The organism is Polymorphospora rubra (assembly GCF_018324255.1).
Taxonomy (GTDB): domain Bacteria; phylum Actinomycetota; class Actinomycetes; order Mycobacteriales; family Micromonosporaceae; genus Polymorphospora; species Polymorphospora rubra.
The window spans coordinates 7997913-8018939 of record NZ_AP023359.1; the positions used below are offsets into that span (position 1 = coordinate 7997913).

The 21027-nt window shown below is 71.1% G+C and carries 18 protein-coding genes; 6 read left to right on the forward strand and 12 right to left on the reverse strand.

Going from position 1 to position 21027, the window contains the following annotated elements:
- Positions 1-87 precede the first annotated feature (87 nt).
- Positions 88-807 (forward strand): aspartate/glutamate racemase family protein, encoded by a 720-nt coding sequence (locus Prubr_RS35030; protein WP_212819839.1) that lies wholly within the window; start codon positions 88-90, stop codon positions 805-807.
- 104 nt (positions 808-911) lie between these two features.
- Here Prubr_RS35030 and Prubr_RS35035 read toward each other — a convergent pair whose 3' ends face one another.
- The 8 genes from Prubr_RS35035 to Prubr_RS35075 form a co-directional block, all read right to left on the reverse strand.
- Positions 912-1943 carry a LacI family DNA-binding transcriptional regulator gene (locus Prubr_RS35035; protein ID WP_212819841.1) on the reverse strand — a complete coding sequence of 344 codons (1032 nt, stop codon included), beginning with the start codon at positions 1941-1943 and terminating at the stop codon, positions 912-914.
- A gap of 77 nt (positions 1944-2020) precedes the next feature.
- The gene (locus Prubr_RS35040) at positions 2021-5320 is read right to left on the reverse strand and encodes a discoidin domain-containing protein (RefSeq protein ID WP_212819843.1); all 3300 of its coding nucleotides are present in this window, start codon (positions 5318-5320) and stop codon (positions 2021-2023) included.
- A gap of 84 nt (positions 5321-5404) precedes the next feature.
- On the reverse strand, positions 5405-6853 hold the full coding sequence (locus tag Prubr_RS35045) for a glycoside hydrolase family 43 protein (protein WP_212819845.1): 1449 nt from the start codon (positions 6851-6853) through the stop codon (positions 5405-5407).
- Positions 6854-6936: 83 nt separating this feature from the next.
- Positions 6937-8256, reverse strand: a complete 1320-nt coding sequence (locus Prubr_RS37535; RefSeq protein ID WP_246568091.1) for a cellulose-binding protein — start codon at positions 8254-8256, stop codon at positions 6937-6939.
- A 94-nt stretch (positions 8257-8350) separates the two neighbouring features.
- Positions 8351-9160, reverse strand: a complete 810-nt coding sequence (locus Prubr_RS35060) for a carbohydrate ABC transporter permease (protein ID WP_212819847.1) — start codon at positions 9158-9160, stop codon at positions 8351-8353.
- 13 nt (positions 9161-9173) lie between these two features.
- Positions 9174-10130, reverse strand: coding sequence for a carbohydrate ABC transporter permease (locus Prubr_RS35065; RefSeq protein WP_246568092.1), 957 nt, complete (start codon positions 10128-10130; stop codon positions 9174-9176).
- 82 nt (positions 10131-10212) lie between these two features.
- Positions 10213-11493, reverse strand: coding sequence for an ABC transporter substrate-binding protein (locus Prubr_RS35070; protein ID WP_246568094.1), 1281 nt, complete (start codon positions 11491-11493; stop codon positions 10213-10215).
- Positions 11494-11524: 31 nt separating this feature from the next.
- On the reverse strand, positions 11525-13753 hold the full coding sequence (locus Prubr_RS35075; protein ID WP_343221558.1) for a glycoside hydrolase family 127 protein: 2229 nt from the start codon (positions 13751-13753) through the stop codon (positions 11525-11527).
- Between Prubr_RS35075 and Prubr_RS35080 the strand changes: the two genes are divergently transcribed.
- Positions 13678-14703: a LacI family DNA-binding transcriptional regulator gene (locus Prubr_RS35080; protein WP_246568098.1), complete on the forward strand. Its 1026-nt coding sequence runs from the start codon at positions 13678-13680 to the stop codon at positions 14701-14703. The genes Prubr_RS35075 and Prubr_RS35080 overlap by 76 nt on opposite strands.
- A 51-nt stretch (positions 14704-14754) precedes the next feature.
- Positions 14755-14967 (forward strand): DUF6767 domain-containing protein, encoded by a 213-nt coding sequence (locus Prubr_RS35085; protein WP_212819851.1) that lies wholly within the window; start codon positions 14755-14757, stop codon positions 14965-14967.
- Between the two features lie 60 nt (positions 14968-15027).
- Here the strand turns inward: Prubr_RS35085 and Prubr_RS35090 are convergent, their stop codons facing one another.
- From Prubr_RS35090 to Prubr_RS35100, 4 genes are all read right to left on the reverse strand, one after another.
- Positions 15028-15534: an NUDIX hydrolase gene (locus Prubr_RS35090; protein ID WP_212819853.1), complete on the reverse strand. Its 507-nt coding sequence runs from the start codon at positions 15532-15534 to the stop codon at positions 15028-15030.
- 194 nt (positions 15535-15728) lie between these two features.
- Entirely contained in the window at positions 15729-16292 is a 564-nt protein-coding gene (locus Prubr_RS35095; RefSeq protein WP_212819855.1) for an aspartyl/asparaginyl beta-hydroxylase domain-containing protein, read from the reverse strand.
- A 49-nt stretch (positions 16293-16341) separates the two neighbouring features.
- On the reverse strand, positions 16342-16821 hold the full coding sequence (locus tag Prubr_RS38500) for a DUF6193 family natural product biosynthesis protein (protein WP_425517968.1): 480 nt from the start codon (positions 16819-16821) through the stop codon (positions 16342-16344).
- Positions 16728-17996 carry a hypothetical protein gene (locus Prubr_RS35100; RefSeq protein ID WP_212819857.1) on the reverse strand — a complete coding sequence of 423 codons (1269 nt, stop codon included), beginning with the start codon at positions 17994-17996 and terminating at the stop codon, positions 16728-16730. The genes Prubr_RS38500 and Prubr_RS35100 overlap by 94 nt, the downstream gene beginning before the upstream one ends.
- 123 nt (positions 17997-18119) lie before the next feature.
- Between Prubr_RS35100 and Prubr_RS35105 the strand changes: the two genes are divergently transcribed.
- Genes Prubr_RS35105 through Prubr_RS35115 form a run of 3 tightly spaced genes read left to right on the forward strand, consistent with a single transcriptional unit; the run spans position 18120 to position 21023 of the window.
- The gene (locus Prubr_RS35105) at positions 18120-19253 is read left to right on the forward strand and encodes a FecCD family ABC transporter permease (protein ID WP_246568100.1); all 1134 of its coding nucleotides are present in this window, start codon (positions 18120-18122) and stop codon (positions 19251-19253) included.
- Position 19254: 1 nt separating this feature from the next.
- Positions 19255-20037: an ABC transporter ATP-binding protein gene (locus Prubr_RS35110; protein WP_212819859.1), complete on the forward strand. Its 783-nt coding sequence runs from the start codon at positions 19255-19257 to the stop codon at positions 20035-20037.
- Positions 20034-21023 carry an ABC transporter substrate-binding protein gene (locus Prubr_RS35115; protein WP_212819861.1) on the forward strand — a complete coding sequence of 330 codons (990 nt, stop codon included), beginning with the start codon at positions 20034-20036 and terminating at the stop codon, positions 21021-21023. Before Prubr_RS35110 ends, Prubr_RS35115 begins: the two co-directional genes overlap by 4 nt.
- The last annotated feature ends 4 nt before the right edge of the window (positions 21024-21027 follow it).

Here is a 21027-nt window from a genome sequence, read left to right on the forward strand (position 1 = left end):
GGGGCACCGGTGGTCGGGTGACCACCGGTGCCCCTGCGGGGACGGGGTAGAACTACTCGAACCCGTTCCCGGCAGAAGGACCTGGCAATGCAGCTGATCGGTCTACTTGGCGGCATGAGCTGGCAATCGACCATGGAGTACTACCGGATCCTCAACGACCTGGTCCGACAACGCCGGGGCGGGCTGCACTCCGCCCGCTGCCTCGTCTACTCGGTCGACTTCGCGGCCATCGAGGCGATGCAGACCGAGGGGCGGTGGGACGACGCCGGCAGAGTCCTGGCGTCGGCCGCGCGGGCGCTGGAGAACGGCGGTGCCGACTTCGTCGTCCTGTGCACCAACACCATGCACCGGGTCGCCGATCGGATCCAGGAGTCGATCACGATTCCGCTGCTGCACCTCGGCGACACCACCGCGGCGGCGGTGCTCGGGCGGAACATCCGGACGGTGGGACTGCTCGGCACCCGCTTCACGATGGAGCGGGCGTTCTACCGGGACCGGCTGGCCACGCACGGGCTCCGCGTGGTCGTGCCCTCGGCCGAGGACCGGAAGATCGTCAGTGACATCATCTACGACGAACTCTGCCTGGGCGTGGTCCGGCCCGAGTCCCGCACCGCCTACCGGGAAATCATCGGGAAGCTCGTCGACGAGGGCGCGCAGGGTGTCATCTACGGATGCACCGAGATCGAACTGCTGGTCGACGAGAGCGACAGCGCCGTACCGGTGTTTCCCACCACGCGGCTGCACTGCGAGGCGGCGGCCGACCGCGCGATGGGCCCGGCCCGCCCCCGCCACCCCGACCTGCCGTAGCCTCCGGTCGCCCCCACGCGTTCGGGTTGATCAAGGAGAAAGCGTGCCCGGCTTGTCAGGTTCTGTCGCACGACTAGTCCTTGATCAGCAGGCGCCCCGTGCCGTCAGGGCGGCGCGGCGGTGCTGCGGCGGGTGACCAGGATCGGCGCCACCCGTGAACCGGCGGCGGGGCTGGCGGCCGGTCCGGCCGCCGGCCCCGCCTCGATCAGGTCGAGCAGGGCGGCCAGGCAGCGCCGGCCGACCTCGTCGAAATCCTGCCGCACGGTGGTCAACGGCGGGAACATGTACTCGGCCTCCGGGATGTCGTCGAAGCCGACCACGCTGACGTCGCCGGGGACCCGTACGCCGCTCTCGTGCAGGCCGCGCAGCAGGCCGAGCGCGGTCTGGTCGTTGGCGCAGAAGACCGCGGTGGCGCCGGTGCCGGCCGCCAGCCGGGCCCCGGCCCGGTAGCCGCTGCGGGCGCTCCAGTCCCCGGCGATCACCGGCGGGACCGGGCGGCCGGCCGCCTCCAGCGCCGACCGCCAGCCGTCGGCGCGGTCGCGCGCCTCCAGCCAGTCGCCGGGCCCGCCGACGTGCCACACCGTCTCGTGCCCGAGGTCGAGCAGGTGGCGTACGGCGAGCCGGGCGCCGGCGACCTGGTCGACGGAGATCGCCTGGAGCTCCGGCCCGACCGCGGACTCGACGGCCACCGCGGGCACGCCTCTCGGCAGGCTGTGCAGGGCGGCCGCCGCGGCCACCTGGGGTGCGATGACGACCACCCCGGCCACCGACTGCTCGGCGAGCGCGTCCAGGGCGGCCACCACGCCGGTGTGGTCGAGCTTCTCCAGGGTGACGATGTTGACGCCGTACCCGGCGGCCCGGGCGGCCCGCTCGATCCCGAGCAGGGTCGCCGCCGGGCCGTAGAGCAGCGTGTCGAAGCTGACCACGCCGAGCGTGCGCATCCGGCGGCCGGCCAGCCCCCGGGCCATCGGGTTGGGCCGGTAGTTCAGCTGTTCGACGGCCCGCAGGACCCGCTCGCGGGTTTCCGCGCGCACGTGGGGATGCTCGTTGAGTACCCGGGAGACGGTCTGGTGGGACACGCCGGCGAGCCGCGCGACATCGTGTATCACCACGGCCCGGCCCGGTGTGGCCCCCATCTTCCCCTCCTCGGTCGTCCTGTCGTGGCGGGTGGTCGGCCGTGGGTGGACGGGGTACGCCCACCCACGGCCGCCGGTCAGCCGAAGGCCTTCACCTCCAGCAGGCCGACCGATCCGGCTCCGCTCTCCAGCAGCACCCGCAGCCGGCTGGTGGACAGTGCCGGGAACGTCACCACGTTGTAGCCGTTCGCGGCCGTCGGATAGCCGCCGGCTCCGGGTACGTCGGCGTAGCCGCTGCCGGTCCAGTACTGGAGCTTCCACGACGCGGGCAGCCGTACGCCGCCGTTGTCGTCGAAGAAGTAGACCTGTGCCGACCGGAGCGTCTGCGCCGATCCCCAGGTCAGTTCGGCCCACTGCTGGCCGGTGTTGGGCCAGGTGCCCCAGCGCGGGTTGACGGTGTCGTTGGAGCTGGGCGGGTCGACGCCGTCGTTGAGGGCGGCGACGCTCTCCCACGGCGAGGTGTACGACGCCGACGGGGTCGCGGTCGCCGCGAGGTTGCCCGGGCCGGGGTCCGGTCCGCCGCCGCCGCGGTTGAAGACCTTCACCTCGGTGAGTCCGGTCTTGAAGCCGGACGCGTGGGTGAACTGGACCCGCAGCCGGGTGGTGTTCACGGCGGTGAACCGTACCCGGTTGTGGTTGGCCTGCGGGCTGCCGGGCGTCTTGACCTGGGCGGCGGCGTTGACGAAGGTGCTGCCGTTCCAGTACTGGACGTTGTACGAGGCCGGGGCCCGGTAGCGGTTGGTGGCCCGGTCGTTGCGGAAGTGGAGCCACACGTCGTCGACGGTGCGGGACTGGCCGAACGACACCTCGTACCAGTCGGTGGTGTTCGGCGAGCCGTAGCTGCCCCAGATCGGTTCGTTGATCGGGAACCCGTCGACCGCCGCGCCGGTCGAGGTGCCCGAGGCGGTGTACGACGCGGACACCGTGGCGCCCTGGGCCAGGTTCGGGGTCGTCGAGGTCAGGTCGGCGCCGGCCTTGGCGAACATGTCGACCATCCGGGCGCTGTTCTGGACCACGTTCTGCGGTGCCTGGAGGCCGGGTACGGCGGTGCTGTAGGTGGTGCTGCCGCCGGCCGGCAGGCTGACGGTGCCGGTCGCCGGGTTGTAGAGCACCCGGGTGATCCGGTCGACGGTGAAGGCGCGGGTGCCGTTGAGGTAGACCGAGTAGCCCTGCGGCACGCCGCTGTAGCGGGTGACGCCGTCGGCCGGGTCGTCCCAGACGATGCTGAGGTCCATGTTGCGGTAGCGCAGGTTGTTCACCGCGAAGTGCGACCAGTTGATGTTGATCGGGGACAACTCGATCTGGGCGTCGGTGCGCGGCCGCAGGCCGGCGACGTCCTCGATGACGGTCCAGTTGCTGCTGCCCAGGATGTTGTGGTGGATCCAGGACCGGTAGTCGATGTTGCGGGTGCCGGCGTTCCAGTTGGCCCAGAACTCGTTGGCGTCCGGCCACTGGGTGTTGCCGCCGACGTACTGCGCCCAGGCGTTCCAGTAGAGCAGCTTCTTGTAGTCCTCGGCCGACATCCACTGGTTGGGGTAGTTACGCAGCACCGACGAGTAGAGCCTGAACTGCACGGTGGAGTTGATGGTCGAGAAGTTGTTGCTGCCCGGGAAGCCGGCCGCGGCGGCGGCCGCCTTGTCGCGCTGGTTGGCGGTGTAGAACGGGAACACCGGGTATTCGGCCGGGTCGGCGAACAGCCGCAGCGCCTCGCGGTACTGGGCGGTGTTCGGCATCAGCCCGACCGAGTACGGGTAGTAGTTGTTGATCTCCTTCCACGGCACGTGCGCGTTGGTGGCGACGTGCTTGTGCTCCAGCAGTTGCCGCGAAGGGTTCCACAGCGTGTTGATGACACCGTTGCGGATCCGGTCGGCCAGGGTCTGCATCTCGGCCGCCTTGGCGGTGTTGCCGAGCAGCGCGTACGCCTGCTGGGCGGCGACCGCCCCGCTCCAGACGTACGCGGTCTCGGCCCGGTCGAGGCGGCCGGACCGCCAGTCGAACGAGACCGCGTCGGCGTCGTTGCCGGTCATCGCACCCCAGTCGTACTCGATGACGCCGTTGTTGTTGGTGTCGAAGTAGGACAGTTGTCCCTTGGCGTCGCCCTCGGCGTAGCGGGCCAGGTTGCCGGCGATGACCGGCTGGCCGCCGTGGATCTGGTAGCTGCGCCAGGCCGCCTCGGAGATGTACTGGGTGTAGGAGTTCGACCAGTTCTCCGGATCGCCGGGGTTGTCCATGAACCGGCCGCCGCGCGACGTCTGCCCGACCGACAGCCAGGGGCCGTACGAGTAGACCGGGTTGCGCAGGTATTTCAGGTCGTCGATGTGCATCGGCTGGGTCAGCGCGATCGCGTTGTTGTAGCCGGTGACGCCCTCGATCGACACCGGGAACTGGAAGTCCTGCCCGGGGATGTCGACGTCGAGGTAGTTGTAGCGCATCAGCCACCAGCGGTAGTAGATGTTCTTCTTGATGGCCGGGTCGGGCACGTCGATGTACGGGACGTTCTCCGCCCACCAGCGGTTGTAGTCGCGGACGTGGGTGCCGAACGCGGCGTCCGGGGTGTACCCGCGGTAGGCGTTGTACTCGGTCAGCGACTGCGGGATCTCGTCGGTGACGAAGCCCATCACGACCTTGGTGGTGACGGTCTGGCCCGCGCCGACGGTGACCGACCGGTTGAGCCCGCCGCTGCTGACCGTGAACCCGTCGCCGGACAGCCGGGGCCGGATGGTGGTCAGGTTGTTCTTCACCTGCCGGCTGCCGGTCAGCTCGCTACCGCTGCCGGTGGTGGCGTACGGCGAGGTGGCCCGCAGTTGCAGGGTGGTCGAGCCGGTGCCGTTGTTGCGGATCGACAGGTTGGTGACCGCGACGTTGTTGTGGGTGATGAACTTGGTCATGTCGATGCGGACCGAACCGCTGGTGTAGACGCCCTTCCAGTGGCTCGGCGACTGCCACCGCCCGCTGACCTGCTCGGCGAAGGTGCCGGGGGTGACGGTGACGGCGTACGCGTTCTGGCTGCTGATGTTGTCCCAGTACGCGGTGTTGCCGCCGAAGCCGATGACGCCCGGGTTGTGGGTGTACATGTAGAGGCCGCGACCCCGGGTCATCAGCCAGGTGCCGGCGGGGTCGTTGCCGGGCCGGGCGAGCAGCCGGTCCATCCAGAAGTCGGTGCCGGCGCTCTCGGCGTCGTAGATCGCCTGCATGGTGTTGCCCGTGCTGTAGCCGACCGGCGGGGCCGGGATCGCGGGGCCGTTGAAGGTGGGATATCCGATGGTCTGGGCCGCGTGGGCGGCGGTGGTGGTGGGGACGGTCAGCGCGCCGGTGGTGAGTACGGCGGCCAGCGCCAGTGCCAACGGCCTCCGTACGGAGTCCACTGTGGATGGCATGGCGTCACCTCCAGGGGTGGGGGTGGGACGGGTGTGGGTGGGCCGGGGCCGGCGGGCGGGTGCGGGGCCCGCCGGCCCCGGCGGTCAGCTCTGGAAGGCCATCCACTCCAGGACGCCGGTCGACAGTCCGGGCCTGGACGTGATCGACAACCGGAGCCGGGTGGTCGAGACGGTGGTGAAGGTGGTGACGTTGTAGGTGTTCCCGGCGACGCCGCACGCCGACTGGCCGGGCACCGCCACGTACGAGCTGCCGTTCCAGTACTGCACCTGGCAGGAGGCGGGCAGGTCGATGCCCTGGTTGTCGTCGAACCAGTAGGTGGCGACCCGGTTGACCGAGCGGGCCGACGGCCAGGTGTACTCGATCCACTGGGTGCCCTGTTGCGGCCAGTTGCCGTACGCGAGGTTGCCGCGGTCCTGCGAGTTGGCCGGCACTCCCCCGTTGTTGACCGCGGCGAGGCTCTCCCAGGCCGAGACGTGCGAGGTGCTGGCGGTCGCGGACGGGGCCAGGTTGGTGCCGGCGGGCGGCTGGCCGGGACCGCCGGGGTTCGGTGGTGGGCCGGTCGTGGTCTGGACGACCTTCTGCATGGTGCCGTCGGCGTTGAAGTAGAGCCGGTCGACGGCGACGGAGCGGCGGAAGTTGCCGCCGCCGGGGGCGTTCGCGTTGTGGTAGACCATGTACCACTGGCCGTTGAACTGCACGACACCGGCGTGGTTGGTGGTCGACGAGACCTGGTCGAGCACGACGCCGCGGTGGGTCCACGGGCCGAGCGGGTTGGTCGCGGTGGCGTACCGCTGGCAGGCGTAGTTGGAGTTGGTGACGCAGCCGTTGGTGTCGTTCGCGGCGTAGATCATGTAGTAGAGGCCGTTGCGCTTGAACATCCAGGGCGCTTCCCAGAAGTTGGTCAGCCCGGTCGGGGTGACCACGGCGCCGTCCAGCTCGATCATGTTCGACTTGAGCTTCGCGGCGCGCGGCCCCCAGTAGCCGCCCCAGTAGATGTACGCCTGCCCGTCGTCGTCGGTGAAGACGGTCGGGTCGATGTTGAGTCCGGACGAGTTCGGCGTGCTGTCACTGATCAGCGGTCCGCCCTTGGCGTCGGTGAACGGGCCGAGCGGGCTGTCGCCGACCGCGACCCCGATGTTCATCCAGCCGGGGCCGTTGCCGTTGACCGAGGTGTACCAGTAGTAGCGGCCGTTGCGCTCCTCGACCTCACTGGCCCAGGCGTCGGCGCCGGCCCACGGGAAGGTGCCGATGTTGGCGCGGGCGCCGTGGTCGGTCCAGTTCGCGGCGTCGGTCGACGAGAAGACCCGCCACTCGCGCATGACGAAGTTGTTGACGCCGGTGGCGGCCTCGTCGCGGCCGGCGTAGATGTACATGGTGTTGCCGACGACCAGGGGCGCGGGGTCGGCGGTGTAGATGTTGGTGACGATCGGGTTGGCGGCGTACGCGGGTACGCCCGGCGCGGCGAGGGCCGCGACCAGGGTGGCGGCCAGTGCCGCCGCACCGGCGCGCCGGTGGGTACGGGTGAGGGGCATGCGCGGCACCTTTCGTAGGGCACGGATGCGGGAGGGGCGGCGCCCCACGGCCGGGACGGCGGCCGTGGGGCGCCGGGGGTGGTTCAGTAGCCGTAGCGGTTCTTCAGGTGGCGCCACCAGTCACGGAACATCCACCGGTCGAAATCGGTGATGGAGCTGGCGCTGCCGGCGCGCATGATGAACCCGCCGACTCCGGACGGCGTCCAGTCGTAGAAGTCGTCCAGCCCGAAGGTGTGGCCGATCTCGTGGAGCAGGATCGTCATGTTCTCGGCGTTGAGGTTGTTCATGTAGTACTCGCGCCCCATCCGCTGGCCCCAGTCACCGCCGGCTCCACCGCCGAAGCCGTCGGTCAGCCACAGCGACTGGTCGTAGTGCCGGGCGGCGCCGCCGGGACAGTTGGGGTACTGGCCGTTCTGGTTGAAGAAGCGGCCGCACGGCTCGGAGCACTGCGGCGCGTTCTCGCGGATGTTGTTGACGTAGATGTCGACGGAGTTGTCGGTCCACTGCAACTGGGCGCGGTTGCGGACCGCCCAGCCGACGACACGGATCGGAACGTCGGTGTAGGGCCAGGCGTTGTGGCCCACCATGACGTCCATCCACTTCTTGTACTGCCGGGCGAGGGTGGCGTGGACCTGGTCGCGCTGGGCGGCGGTGACGTTGGCCGAGGAGTCCCAGCGGACGCAGAAGTTCAGGTATCCGCCGTTGGCCATGACCTGGTCCCAGCCGTAGTTGCGGAACCCGTACAGGTTGCCGTTGTTGTACGTCTCCTCCTGGTGCTGCCACACCTGGGCCAGCGGGGTCACCAGGTTCGCCGGCGGGTTCCAGCCGCTGCTCGGCGGCGGCGTGGTCGGGCCGCCGCCGGGCGGGTTGGCGTGTGCCTTGAACTCGAGCAGGCCGACCGAGGCGGTGCCGCTGGTCAGCAGGACGCGCAGCCGGGTGGTGCTGACCGCGTTGAAGGTGACCAGGTTGTAGCGGTCGCGCAGGATCGGGTAGGCGCTGGCGCCGCTGACGTCGACGTAGCCGCTGCCGTTCCAGGACTGGACCCGCCAGGCGGCGGGCAGCCGTACGCCGCCGTTGTCGTCGAAGAAGTAGACCTCGGCGGCACGGATCGTCTGGGCGCTGGTCCAGGTCAGCTCGGCCCACTGCTGGCCGGTGTTGGGCCAGGTGCCCCAGCGCGGGTTGACGGTGTCGTTGGAACTGGGCGGGTCGATGCCGTCCCTGATGGCCGCGACGGACTCCCACGGCGAGGTGTAGGACGCGCTCGCGGTCGCGGTCCAGGCCAGGTTGTCACCGGGTACGGCGTGGGCGACACCGGTCCCGACCACCCCCAGCCCGGCGGCCACGGCAGCGGCGAACAGTCCGGCCAGGGCCGGTACGGCGGTACTTCGCCATCGGCTTCTCACGGGATCCTCCTCCTACATAGATGGAGATCAATAAATGGAACCCGGGTCCGCCCTTCCATCCGTGGAGCCGCGTGGGAGGGTGGTTCCGGGGGTGTTACCCCTTCAGGGCGCCCGAGGTGAACCCCCGGACGTAGCTGCGCTGCATGAACGCGAAAAGGATCAGGCAGGGCACGGCCATGAAGACCACACCGGCCTCCAGCGCCGCGTAGTCGATCGAACCGTGGCTGGCCGTACGCATGTTGACCACCGCGAGCGTGGTGGTGAACCGGTCGGTGGAGTTGAGCAGGATCAGCGGGGCGAAGAACTCGCTCCACGAGGTCAGGAAGGCGAACAGCCCGACGGTCACCAGGCCGGGCCGGACCGCCGGCAGCAGGATCCGGGTCAGCGCGCCGAAGCTGTTGCAGCCGTCGACCTGCGCCGACTCCTCCAGCTCCTTCGGGACCGCCTCGAACGAGTTGCGCATCATGAAGATCGAGAACGGCAGCTGGAACATGATCAGGACCAGGCTCAGCCCGAGCAGCGAGTCCTCCAGCCCGATCCAGCCGAGCAGGACGTACAACGCGATCAGGATCGTCGCGTACGGCACCATCAGGATCGCCAGGGTGAGCAGGAAGAGCACGTCGCGGCCGGGGAACCGGAAGCGCCCGAAGGCGTAGCCGCCCAGCGTCGCCACGAACAGCGTGCCGCCGACCGTCATCGTGCTGACCAGCACGCTGTTGAGCACGTGGTACGGCCGCACCCCGCCGTCGGAACTGAACAGCCGGTCGTAGTTCTCCAGCCCGAAGCCCGACGGCGTACGCAGCGACGCCCACCCGCTCCACAGCAGCGGGAACAGGAACAGGATCGCCAGCGCGGTGCCGGTGACGTAGTAGCCCCACCGGGAGGTGGTCTTCGATCCGGGCATGACCGCGGGCCTCTCAGTGCGAGCGCCGGCGCAGCACGCCGAGCTGGATGATGTTGAAGACGAGCAGTACGGCCAGCAGCGCCACCGAGATGCCGGCCGCCGAACCGAGGTCGAGCCGGACGAACGCCTCCCGGTAGATCACCATCACCAGCGAGGTGGTGCTGTTGTCCGGGCCGCCCCGGGTCAGGATCCAGAACTGGTCGAAGGCCAGCAGCGAGCCGGTCACCATCAGGGTCAGGACCAGGGCGATGCTCGACCGCATCAACGGCAGGGTGATCCGGCGGAACGTCTGCCAGCGGGACGCGCCGTCGATCCGGGCCGCCTCGTAGACCTCCGGCGGGATCGCCTGGAGGCCGGTGAGCAGGATCAGCATGTTGAAGCCGGCGAACCGCCACAGCACCAGCAGCACCGCCGAGCCGAGCGCGGTGTCCGGGCTGCCGCTGGTCCACGACACGTAGCCGTCGATCAGGCCGACCGCCGACAGCAGGTCGTTGACCGGACCGATCTCGTCGCTGAGCAGCCCGAGGAACAGCAGCGACGCGCTGGCGAACCCGACCGTCATCGGCAGGAAGAACGCCGTACGGAAGAAGCCGACGCCGGGCCGGCGGTGCTGGACCAGCAGGGCCAGCCCGAACGCGACGACGAACAGCAGCACCGTCATCACGACGGTGTACTTGAGGGTGAACCAGACCGCCGAGCGCACCAGCGTGTTGTCGGCGATGCCGGTGTAGTTGTCGGGCAGGTTCAGGGTCGGTTGCCCCAGCAGTGGCCAGCGGTGCAGCGACATCCAGCCGACGAGCAGCAGCGGCACGACGAAGAACAGCCCGACCATGACCGCGGTCGGGGTGGCGTACAGCGCGCCGACGGCGGCCCGCCGGGCGGCACCGGACCGCCGCCGGCGGGCCGCCCTGGCCGGCTCCGGCTGCGGGGGCGTCTGGCGGTCCGGTGGTGACGTCACCATCGTGGACATCGGTGTGGCCTCCGGTGAGGGGTGTGGCCTCCGGTCGGGGGTGGCGCGGCCGCGATCCGGCCGCGCCACGGACGACGGCGGGCTAACTCTGCTGGAGTGACCTGGTGATGGCGGTGTTGCCGTCGGCGAGCGCCTTCGTGGCGTCACCGAACAGCGCGCCGCGTACGGTCTGCAGCCACGGGCTCTGCGGATCGTTGAACGACGCGTTGAAGTTCTGCGCGTACGGCGTCTTCCCCTTGGCCATCAGGCTGTTGATGGCCACGATGCGCTCGTCGGCCGACGAGTACTTGTTGGCGGCCAGGTCGGTGCGGGTCGGCACGCCCTTGTTCTTGGCGATCACCTCGACCTGCGCCTCCTCCGACATCGTCCAGGTCAGGAAGTCCCACGCCTGGGCGGCCTTGTCGCTGGTGGCGCCGATGCCGATGGCGTCGCCACCGACGAACGTCGACTCGCCGCCGGCCAGGCCGCTGATCGGGGCGACGCCCATCTTGACACCCTTCTCCTCGATCAGGCCGAGCCAGACCGACGGGCCGGGGGCGATGCCGACCTTGCCGCCCTGCAGCGCGCCGAGCCAGGTCGGGCCGGCCTCGTCCTTGGACGCCGGCGCGGCCACGCCCTCCTCGTACAGCGCCCGGTAGAGGGCGAAGACCTCGGCCATCTCCGGCGAGTCGACCTTGGCGTTGCGCCCCTCGGCGTCGAGGACGTCACCGCCGGCGGCCCACACCGAGGGCCAGAACGTGAACTCGACGCAGCCGCCGCAGTTGCCGCCGAAGTAGGTGCCGTTGACGTCCCCGCCGAGCTTGTCGATCGCCCGGGCGTGGTCGGCGAACTCGCGCAGCGTCGTCGGCGGCTTCTCCGGGTCGAGCCCGGCCTGCTGGTAGAGGTCCTTGTTGTAGAGCAGCACCGACATGTCGATGGTGTGCGGCACGGCGTAGTTGCGGCCGTCCCAGGTCCCGGCCCGGACGTGGGCGGGGGCGACCTTGTCCTTGACGTCGAGCCCGCCGAACCGGTCGGTGATGTCGGTCCACAGCCCCTGCGACGCGTACTGGGCGGCGAAGACGACGTCGGCGGCGAACAGGTCCGGCAGTGCCTTGGCACCCGCGGCGGACGCCAGCTTCGCCGGGTACTCCTCGTTGGGGTACGCGGTCACCTCGACCTTGTTCTGGTGGGTGGCGTTGTAGGCCTCGGCGTACGCCTTGGACACCGACTCGGTCGCCGCCCTGGTCCACAGGGTCAGGGTGGTGCCGTCGTCGAGGCTGACGGCGTCACCGCCCGGCCCACCGTCGTCGCCACAGGCGGCCATGGCCGTTACCAGCAGGCCGGCCGCCAACACGGCCACCGTCCTGACGTATGAGCGCTTCACCGGTATCTCCCTCAGTGGTGGTGGTGTGGGTTCAGGTGGTGGGCAGCCAGACCCGCATGGTGGCGGGGCCACGGCGACCCCAGCGGTGGTACGGCACCAGCCGCACCGGAACGGACCCCGGTCCGGCCGAGGTGGCAGCCGGGGGCCGGTACGGCCAGCGCGCGCCGTCCGGGACGTCGAACCGGGCCCGCACCTCGACGCCGTCTGCGACGTCGACCGGGACGACGGCCGGGTCGATCCGGATCGTGTCCAGGTCACCCCCGTCGGTCGTGGTGGCGTCGGGGTCGGTGTCCGCCGCCCCCGGCCGGGTCGCCTCGGCACAGTAGACGACCGGCCCCCGCTCGACGGCCACGCAGCCGCGTACCGCGTCGATGCGGGGGTCGGGGACGGTGAACCGGGGCCGTACCGGCAGTTCGAGGCGGATCTCGTCGCCGACGGCGTACTCCCGCCGGACCTCGACGGCGCCGGGCGCGACGGCCCGTCGCTCGCCGCCGACCACGAGCGTCGCGCCGTCGGCCCAGTCCGGCACCCGCAGCGTCACCGACCAGGGGCCGGCGCCGGTCTCGGTGATCCGGACCAGCACCAGGCCGTCGTCCGGATAGCGGGTACGCACGGCGAGGCCCACCCGCCGCCCGTCGGCGAGCCGGGTGCCGATCTCGGCGTCGGCGTACTGGTGCAGGCGCAGCCCGTCGTCGCCGACGGTGGCCAGGTACGTGCCGAGGCTGGCCAGCAGCCGGGCGATGTTGGGCAGGCAGCAGGAGACCTCGTACCACGGGGCGCGCGGCCCGCCGCCGAAGCCGAGCTGCTCCTCGTCGTCGGGGACCGGCCGGGTCGGGGTGCGCTGGTGCAGGGTGTTGGCGTAGAAGAAGGAGCGGCCGTCGTCGCTGATCGCGGTGGCGACCACGTTGAACAGGATGCGCTCGATGACGTCGCCGTAGCGGGACTCGCCGGTGGCCAGCAGCAGCCGCCAGGCCAGCATGATCGCCGCGATGCCGGCGCAGGTCTCGGAGTACGCCCGGTCGGCGGGCAGTACGAAGTCGTCGCCGAACGCCTCGTCGGTGTGCCGCGACCCCATCCCGCCGGTCAGATAGGTGCGCCGGGCGAGCGTACGGTCGAACTGGGCGGCGACCGCGGCCAGCAGCTCGTCGTCGCCGGTCTCGACCGCGACGTCGACGGCGCCGCTGGCCAGGTAGAGCGCCCGGACGGCGTGGCCGCGCAGCACGTCGGCCGCCCGGACGGGGATGTCGTCGGAGTAGTACGACCAGCCGAAGGCGTGCGGCGGCAGGCTGCGGTGCCCGCGCCGCGCGACGAAGAGCGCGGCCTGGTCGAGGTAGCGCCGCTGGCCGGTGAGCCGGGCGAGTTCGACGAGCGCGGTCTCGATCTCGGGGTGGCCGCACAGGCCCGGTGTCCCGTCGGGGCCGAAGGTGTCGCAGACGTGGTCGGCGGCGCGGCGGGCGACGTCGAGCAACCGTCCCCCGTCACCGGTCCGGGCCCGCGCGACGGCCGCCTGCAACAGGTGCCCGGTGCAGTACAGCTCGTGTCCGGAGGCGAGGTCGGTGTAGCGGCCGGGCTGACCGGGCCGGCCGAAGGCGGTGTTGACGTAGCCGTCCGGGGACTGCGCCGCGGCGACCGCCTCGGTCAGCTCGTCGAGTTCGGTGGCGAGCGTCGGATCGGGGCGGCGGCCCAACTCCCAGGCCATCGCCTCGATCAGCTTGTAGACCTCGGAGTCGGAGAACTGTCGGCCCCGGCGGTCGACCGAGCCGGTGCCGTCGGCGGTGAAGTTCCCGGTCCAGCCGAGCCGGTCCATCCAGGACCGGCCGTGGGCGAGGGTGGCGGCACCGTTGACCTGTTGCCGGGCCGACCAGAATCCCCCGTGAGGCGGACCTCCCCCAGACCGAGTGGGCGCAACGCACCACGGGACGGGACCACCGGCCGGCCGCCGGTCAGGTCCACCTCCGGTGACGTCACGGTCATGCGTCCACCTCGCTTCGCTCGGCCATGCCGCCTCCTCGTACGGATACGTAGTGAGCGGGATCACTACGGGTTGACGACACAATGGCCTACGAAAACGTTTTCGGCAAGATGGCTTCCGTGTTACGGGCAGGTCACGGTTTCCTGATCTGCCTGTTGACCACCAGGCATAGAATCTCTTCAGACTCCGAAAAGAAAACCGAAAGGATTTCGGTGGGTAGGAAACCGTCCCAGAACGTGACCCTGAGCGACGTCGCCCGGCTGGCCGGCGTATCGGTCGCCACGGCATCCAAGGCGCTCAACGCCCGGGCCCAGGTGGCACCGGCCACCCGGCAACGCGTCCTCCAGGCGGCCGCCGAACTGTCCTTCCAACCCAACGCCCTGGCCCGCGGCCTGATCTCCGGCCGCACCCGCACCATCGGGCTGCTCACCGACGAACTCGCCGGCCGGTTCTCCATCCCGATCCTGCTCGGTGCCGAGAACGCCCTGGGCAACGAACAGATGTCGGTGCTGCTCTGCGACGCCCGCGGCGACGCCATCCGGCGCCAGCACTACATCCGTACGCTGCTCGCCCGCCAGGTCGACGGGTTCATCATCGTCGGTGACAGCAACGACGTACGCCCCTCGCTCACCCCCGACATCCCGGTCCCGGTGGTGTACGTCTACGGCGAGTCCACCGACCCGTCCGACCTGTCGGTCCTCGCCGACGACGAGGGCGGCGCCCGGCTCGCCATCGAACACCTCGTCGCCCTGCGCCGGCGCCGCATCGGCCACATCACCGGCCCGCAGAGCTACCGGGCCGCCCGCGACCGGGTGGTCGGATTGCGCAAGGTCCTCGCCGAACACGGGCTGCCGCTGGCCGGCCACGAACCGCTATACGGCGAATGGTCGCAACGCTGGGGCCGGCACGCCGCCCGCACCCTGATCGCCACCGACCCGACCGTTGATGCGATCTTCTGCGGCAACGACCAGATCGCCGCCGGTGTCACCGAAACCCTCCACGACCTGGGCCGTCGCGTCCCCGACGACGTCGCCGTGGTCGGCTACGACAACTGGGAGGTGATCTCCGCCGACTGCCGCCCGCCGCTGACCACCGTCGACCTCAACCTGCAACACCTGGGCGCCACCGCGGTCACCCACCTGTTCGCCGCCCTCGACGGCAGGCGCCCGTCCGGCGTGATCCGGCAGCCCTGCCGGTTGGTGGTCCGCGAGTCGACCGGGCCGGCCGCCCACCCCTGACAGGTCTTCCGGCCCTGCCGCCACCGCCGGCAACGTGGCAACGTCGGGTACGTGGGAACTCGCCCGAAGGCCCGGCCGGAGGCGCGGTGCCCGATCCGACCGGGTGAGCCGTGCACGCTCTGCCAACTCGACGTGACCGGGCCCCAGGACTGTGGCCTGGTCTACCTCGTCATGCACGACGACGAACTGCGCGAGGGGCTGCACCGGATGTCCGCCCCGACGCCGCCGCCGGCGGATGCCCCAGGGACCGACGGCCGGTCCTGATGATCGTCTGCTGTTCCGCCGGCACCGTCCCGGCGTGTCGGACGGCTGAACAGCAGACGATCATGACGCCGGTCGGTCGGGAACCGTCCCGTGTTCCCCCGGCCGGGCGAACCAGGCCGGCCCCTCCGCCGCCACCGTCGTGTCGACACGCAGCCTCGTCCGTGGATTGAGCGCCGGCAGGTCGGCCGGGTCGAACCAGGCGACCTCCAGCGACTCGTCGTCGTTGACCCGGGCCTCGCCGCCGACCGCCCGGCAGCGGAACCACACGGTCAGGTACTCGCACACGTCCCCGTTCGGATAGACGACCCGGTGCGTACCGACGCCACCGACCCGCTCGACCTCCGCGACCACCCCGGTCTCCTCGAAGATCTCCCGCAGTACGGCGTCGGCCGGCTGTTCCCCGGGGTCGATCGCGCCGGCCGGCAGCCCCCACGTCCCGTCGTCGCTGCGCCGGCAGAGCAGGATCCGTCCCCGGTCGTCGCGGACGACGGCGCTGGCGCCGGGAAGCAGGAGCAGTTCGTGACCGACGTGGGCGCGCAGACCGGCGACGTACGGCGACACAGGCATGTGACCAACCTACTGTCGGCTCGTTCACCACGTTCCGGATTGCCGGGCAACGACGAGTGGCAACATCCGACATCCGTTTGTCCGCCGGCCGCCCGCGACTGCCGGTCGTCCTTCTTGGACAGACCTGGACGGGGCGGCTGCGCCGCCGGCCACGGCGCCCTCGCGGCGACCGACCCACCGGTGGGCGGCTGCGGTCACCGACCCCGACCGGTCCGGCTCCTGACGAGCCGGGCCACCTCGGGAGGCAACTCGTCAGGCTCGTCGTGCTCGCGTCCGGGACGGACGAAGTCGAGCAGCAGCACGGTCCGGGTCTCCGTCGAACGATTCCACGCCTCGTGCTCGACCGTGTCGTCGAAGACCAGCAGCCCGCCCTCCTGCCAACTGCGGACCTGACTGCCGACCCGCAGCGCACAGCCGTCGTCGGGAACGACGACACCGAGGTGGGCCCGGTAGACCGTCGTCACCCACCCCTCGTGCGGCGTGATGTGCGTACCCGGCTCCATGCGGGAGAATCCGGCGGTGGTCAGGCCCGGAATCCGGGCCAGCACGGCCGCCGTACGCGGACAGTCGGCCAGCGCCGGTTCGATCCGGGTGCCGAAGGCGACCAGCCCGTACACGCTCCAGCCGTGGCCGTACATCTCGCGTTGCACCCAGGGGTCGAACGAGTCCTCGGGCAGGGCGAGGTATTCATCGCGGATGTCACGCCAGTTGTGCCGGAGCACGTCGAGGAACGGAAACCGGTCGTGGTCGAGAAACATGGCAGCCCCCCGTCGAGGCGCCACACGTTACCCCGGGCCGGTTCCGATGTCACCGACCCAGGTGACCCGCGCCTGCGGCGGAAGCGCACGCACCGCGGCGGGTATGGCGGCGGCTCGTCGGTCGCCAGCAGGACCGGCGGCGGTGGGTGCGCCAGGTTGCCCTGGAGGCCCCCGGGATCCGTTCGTAGGTGACGAACCGCGGTCCGGAGTCGAACCAGATCCATGGGCAGTCGTGCGTGAACGGATAGTAGGAGCACCGACTGAAGTGCAGGGTGTTGTGGCTGGTGCAGGGAAACAGACCGCGTAACGGTGTCGCCGCCGCGGCGGTCAGCAGTTGGTGCGTGCACCTCTTGGTCTCCGGGCGTCGGAGTGGGTCCTGCCCGACGACACGTGGCGCGGCCCACCGGATGCGCCGGATACCCGGTGAGGACCGACTCACAGACGAGCGGTGGCGGATTTCCCCGTGAGGCGGGCTACGGCGGCGGCGCGGACGTCGTTCGCTTCGAGCGGGTCGTCGCGCAGGTAACACAGCCGTTCGCGGGTCATGTCGGTCAGCGGCGCGTGCCGGGCGGCCAGCAGCCGTACGCCGGCTTCGCAGTCCCACAGCCCCTCGACGAGGCAGTGTCCCGCACCGGCCGGATCCAGCGCCACCCACGCCCGGAGATAGTCGGGCCGCTCGTACGAGTGCGGGCTGAACCACAGCCGTCCGAGCCGTGGCACGACCTCGACCGCGGTCGGGCCACCGATCCGGGCCAGACCCCCGACGAGTACGTCGTAGCCGCACAGATCGTCGGGGCGGCTGTCGAGCCAGTCGAGGCCGGCGATGAGCGCCGCCGCGTCGGTGTCGTCGCCGTGTGCGGCCAGGATGCACAGCGCGGCCCAGGTCAGCGGGTGCCCTGGGGTCGCCGCCCAGCCGCGGGCGGCCGGAAGTGCCGCCGGGCCCAACCGTCTGATCGCGGCGGGCAGGGCCGGTCCGGGGTCGTCGGCCAGAAGATCGTCGACGAGTTCGAGAAGTGCCGGCTCGGGAGGCCGGCGGCGCAGTTCCCGCAGTATCGCCTTCCGGTCGGGGCCGTGGACCGGCTCACGTAGTCGGGCCAGCAGGGTGGCGGTCGACTGGTCGGCGAACGGCCGGGGCGGCACCGGTCGGCGCGCGGTGTCGATCCAGGCGGCGATCCGGGCGTCCCGCGCTGCCCAGGCGGTCCACGGCGGTGATCGCCACAGCGGTTGGTGGGCGGCCGACGCGATGCGGCCCGCCACGCTCCGATACAGGTCCTCCCACCACTCGGTGGGCCAGGCCCCGGCGATCTCCTCCAGGGCGTCCAGCCACCGTTCACCGTCTTGGATGTAGCGCCGGACGCCGTCGACCACGCCGCTGACACCTGCCCGGCCGAGCACCTCGAGCACCTCGAGGGTGTTCCCGAACTCGTTGTCGTGGTCGTCCGGCTCGGCGGGGGCGGTGAACAGCCGGTCGGCGATCGGTTCGACCGGCATCTCCAGGTCGCGGACCAGGCGGGCCAGGTACACCGCCCGCTCGTCGAACGCCCAGTACCAGCGGTGGTCGCGCCGCAGGCAGTGGGCGATCAGGTCGGGTGCCGCCGGATCGACCATCGCCCGGTGGGCGCCACGGCCGAGCCCCCGTTGCAGGGCGCCGGCGAATGTGCGGCGGCCGGCGTAGTGCCACCTGTCCTCGGTGTCATCGCTCATCGGCGGCAAGTGTGCGACGCGTCGCACCTGGCGCGCACCGGGTTTCCGGTCGGGCCGGCCGGCAGGTATAAAGATCCTCGAACACGGTTTTCGTTTTCGTTTTCGATAAGAGGTCACCCCGCCATGCCGCCGCCGACACCCGCCGCGCCGACCGACGTCGGCGGCACCGCACTGCCCACCCAACGCCGCCGGGCGGGCGCCGCACGCCCCGGCCCGCCCGGCAGCCGTACGGCGCTCGGGGTGGCCGTCGCGGTGCTGGCCGTCGCCCTGCTGGTCTCCGTACTGCTGGCCATCGGGCTCGGGCCGGCGAACGTCGCCCCGGCCGACACGGTCCGCTACCTGTGGGCGGCGCTGAGCGGCGGCCGGATCACCGCCGACGAGGTCAGCACCTACCAGATCGTGTGGCAGATCCGCACCCCACGGGTGCTGCTCGCGGCCCTGGTCGGGGCCGGGCTCAGCGCGGTCGGGGTGGCCGTGCAGGCGATGGTGCGCAACGCGCTGGCCGACCCGTTCGTGCTCGGCATCTCCTCCGGCGCCTCGGTCGGCGCCGTCGCGGTCACCGTCACCGGCGGACTGGCGGTGTTCGGGATCCACGCGATGTCGGTCGGCGCGTTCCTCGGCGCGCTGCTCGCCTGCGTCCTGGTGTACGCCGCCGCCCGCGGCCGGGCCGGCATCGCGCCGCTGCGGCTGGTGCTGACCGGGGTGGCGATGTCGTTCGGGCTGCAGGCGGTGATGAGCGTGATCATCTACCTGGCGCCGAACAGCGAGTCGACCAGCACCGTCCTCTACTGGACGATGGGCAGCTTCGGTGCCGCGACCTGGGGCGCGCTGCCCCTGCTGGCCGTCCTCGTGGTGACCGGCGTCGCCGTCCTGCGCCGGCACGCCCGCTCCCTGGACGTGCTGGCGCTGGGTGACGAGACCGCGGCGAGCCTCGGCGTGCACCCGGGCCGGCTGCGCAACGGCCTGCTGCTGCTCACCTCGGTCGTCACCGGGGCGATGGTCGCGGTCAGCGGGGCGATCGGCTTCGTCGGCCTGGTCATGCCGCATGTCGTACGCATCGTCGTCGGCGCCGGTCACGCCCGGGTGCTGGCCGTCGCGCCACTGGCCGGCGCGGTCTTCATGGTCTGGGTCGACCTGGTGTCCCGGACCCTCGTCGCGCCGCGCGAACTGCCGCTCGGCGTCATCACCGCACTGGTCGGCGTACCGGTGTTCGTCACGCTGCTGCGCCGGCGCGGCTACCTGTTCGGGGGGCGTTGAAATGGACCTCGTCCTGTCCGGGCTGACGGTGACCGTCGACGGTCGGCACCTCGTGCACGACCTGTCGCTCGACGTCGCCGACGGGCGGATCGTCGGCCTGGTCGGCCCGAACGGCAGCGGCAAGTCGACGGCGCTGCGCTGCGTCTACCGGGCGCTGCGGCCCAGCGGTGGCGTGGTCCGGATCGGCGGCGACGATCTCGCGGCGATGCCGATGCGGCGCAGCGCCCGCACCGTCGCCGCCCTCACCCAGGAGGGCGGCGCCGACCTGGACTTCACCGTCGAGGAGGTCGTCGCCCTGGGCCGGGCCCCCTACCTGCGCGGCAACCAGGCGCTCGGCGCCGCCGACCGGGAACTGTGCGCGGCGGCGATGGCCCGGCTCGACGTGGCGCACCTCGCCCACCGCGGCGTCCTCACCCTCTCCGGCGGCGAGCGGCAGCGGGTCCTGGTCGCCCGCGCGCTGGTCCAGCAGCCCCGGATCCTGGTGCTGGACGAGCCGACGAACCACCTCGACGTACGGCACCAGATCGGGCTGCTGTCGCTGCTGCGCGGCAGCGGGCTGACCGTACTCGTGGTCCTGCACGACCTGAACCTGGCCGCCGCGACCTGCGACCGGATCGGCGTGCTGTCGCAGGGCCGGCTGGTCGCCGCCGGCACCCCCGACGAGGTGCTGACCGTCGACCTGGTCCGCGACGTCTTCGGCGTGGACGCCGCCGTCGTGCCGCATCCGCGCACCGGCACCCCGCAACTGCTGTACTCCCTCACCCCGCAAGGAGAAACCACATGACATCCAGGACACGACGCACCGGGCTGGCGTTCGGCGTACTCGCCGCCCTGCTCGCCACCGGCTGCGGCGCCGAGGTCGCCGACAGCGCGGAGCCGGCCGCGACGGTCACCGTGCCGCGCTGCGGCGAGGAGGTCGAATACCGTACGCCGCAGCGCGCGGTCGCGTACGAGGGCGGCAGCGCCGACAAGCTGTTCGCGCTCGGGCTGACCGACCGGGTGCACGGTTACGTGATGCCGCCGGCGAACCCGCCGGTGACCGAATCGCCGTGGGCGGCCGAGTACGCCAGGGTCGAGATGCTCAGCGACGACCTGCTCAACAAGGAACTCGTCGTCGACGCCGGGGCCGACCTCGTGGTGGCCGGCTGGAACTCCGGTTTCAGCGACCAGCGCGGCATCACCCCGCAGATCCTCGACCAGCTCGGCATCCAGAGCTTCATGCACAGCGAGAGCTGCTTCAACTATCCGAACTTCCCGCAGCGGCTCACCCCGTTCGAGGGGCTCTACAGCGACCTGGAACGCCTCGGCGCGATCTTCGGCGTACCGGACCGGGCCGCCACCGTCGTCGCCGACCTCAAGGCACGGGTGGCGGCGGTGCAGGCGCGGGCGCCGCAGGGCGACCCGGTTCCGGTGTTCCTCTACGACTCCGGCACCGACCAGCCGTTCACCGCCGGCGCCCAGGTGCCGCCGACCGACATCATCCGGATCGCCGGTGGCCGCAACATCTTCGCCGACCTCGACGTGCGCTGGTCGCAGGTCGGCTGGGAGGCGGTTACCAGCGCCCAGCCCGAGGTGATCATCATTCTGGACTACGGCGACCAGCCGGCCCAGGAGAAGATCGACTTCCTGCGTACGTCGCCGCTGACGCGCGAGCTGCCGGCGGTGCGTGACAACCGGTTCTTCGTCCTGGACTACAACGAGGGGATCAGCGGTCCACGCAATGTGGACGGTCTGGAGAAGTTCGCCGACTACCTGCGCACCCTGTCCTGACAAT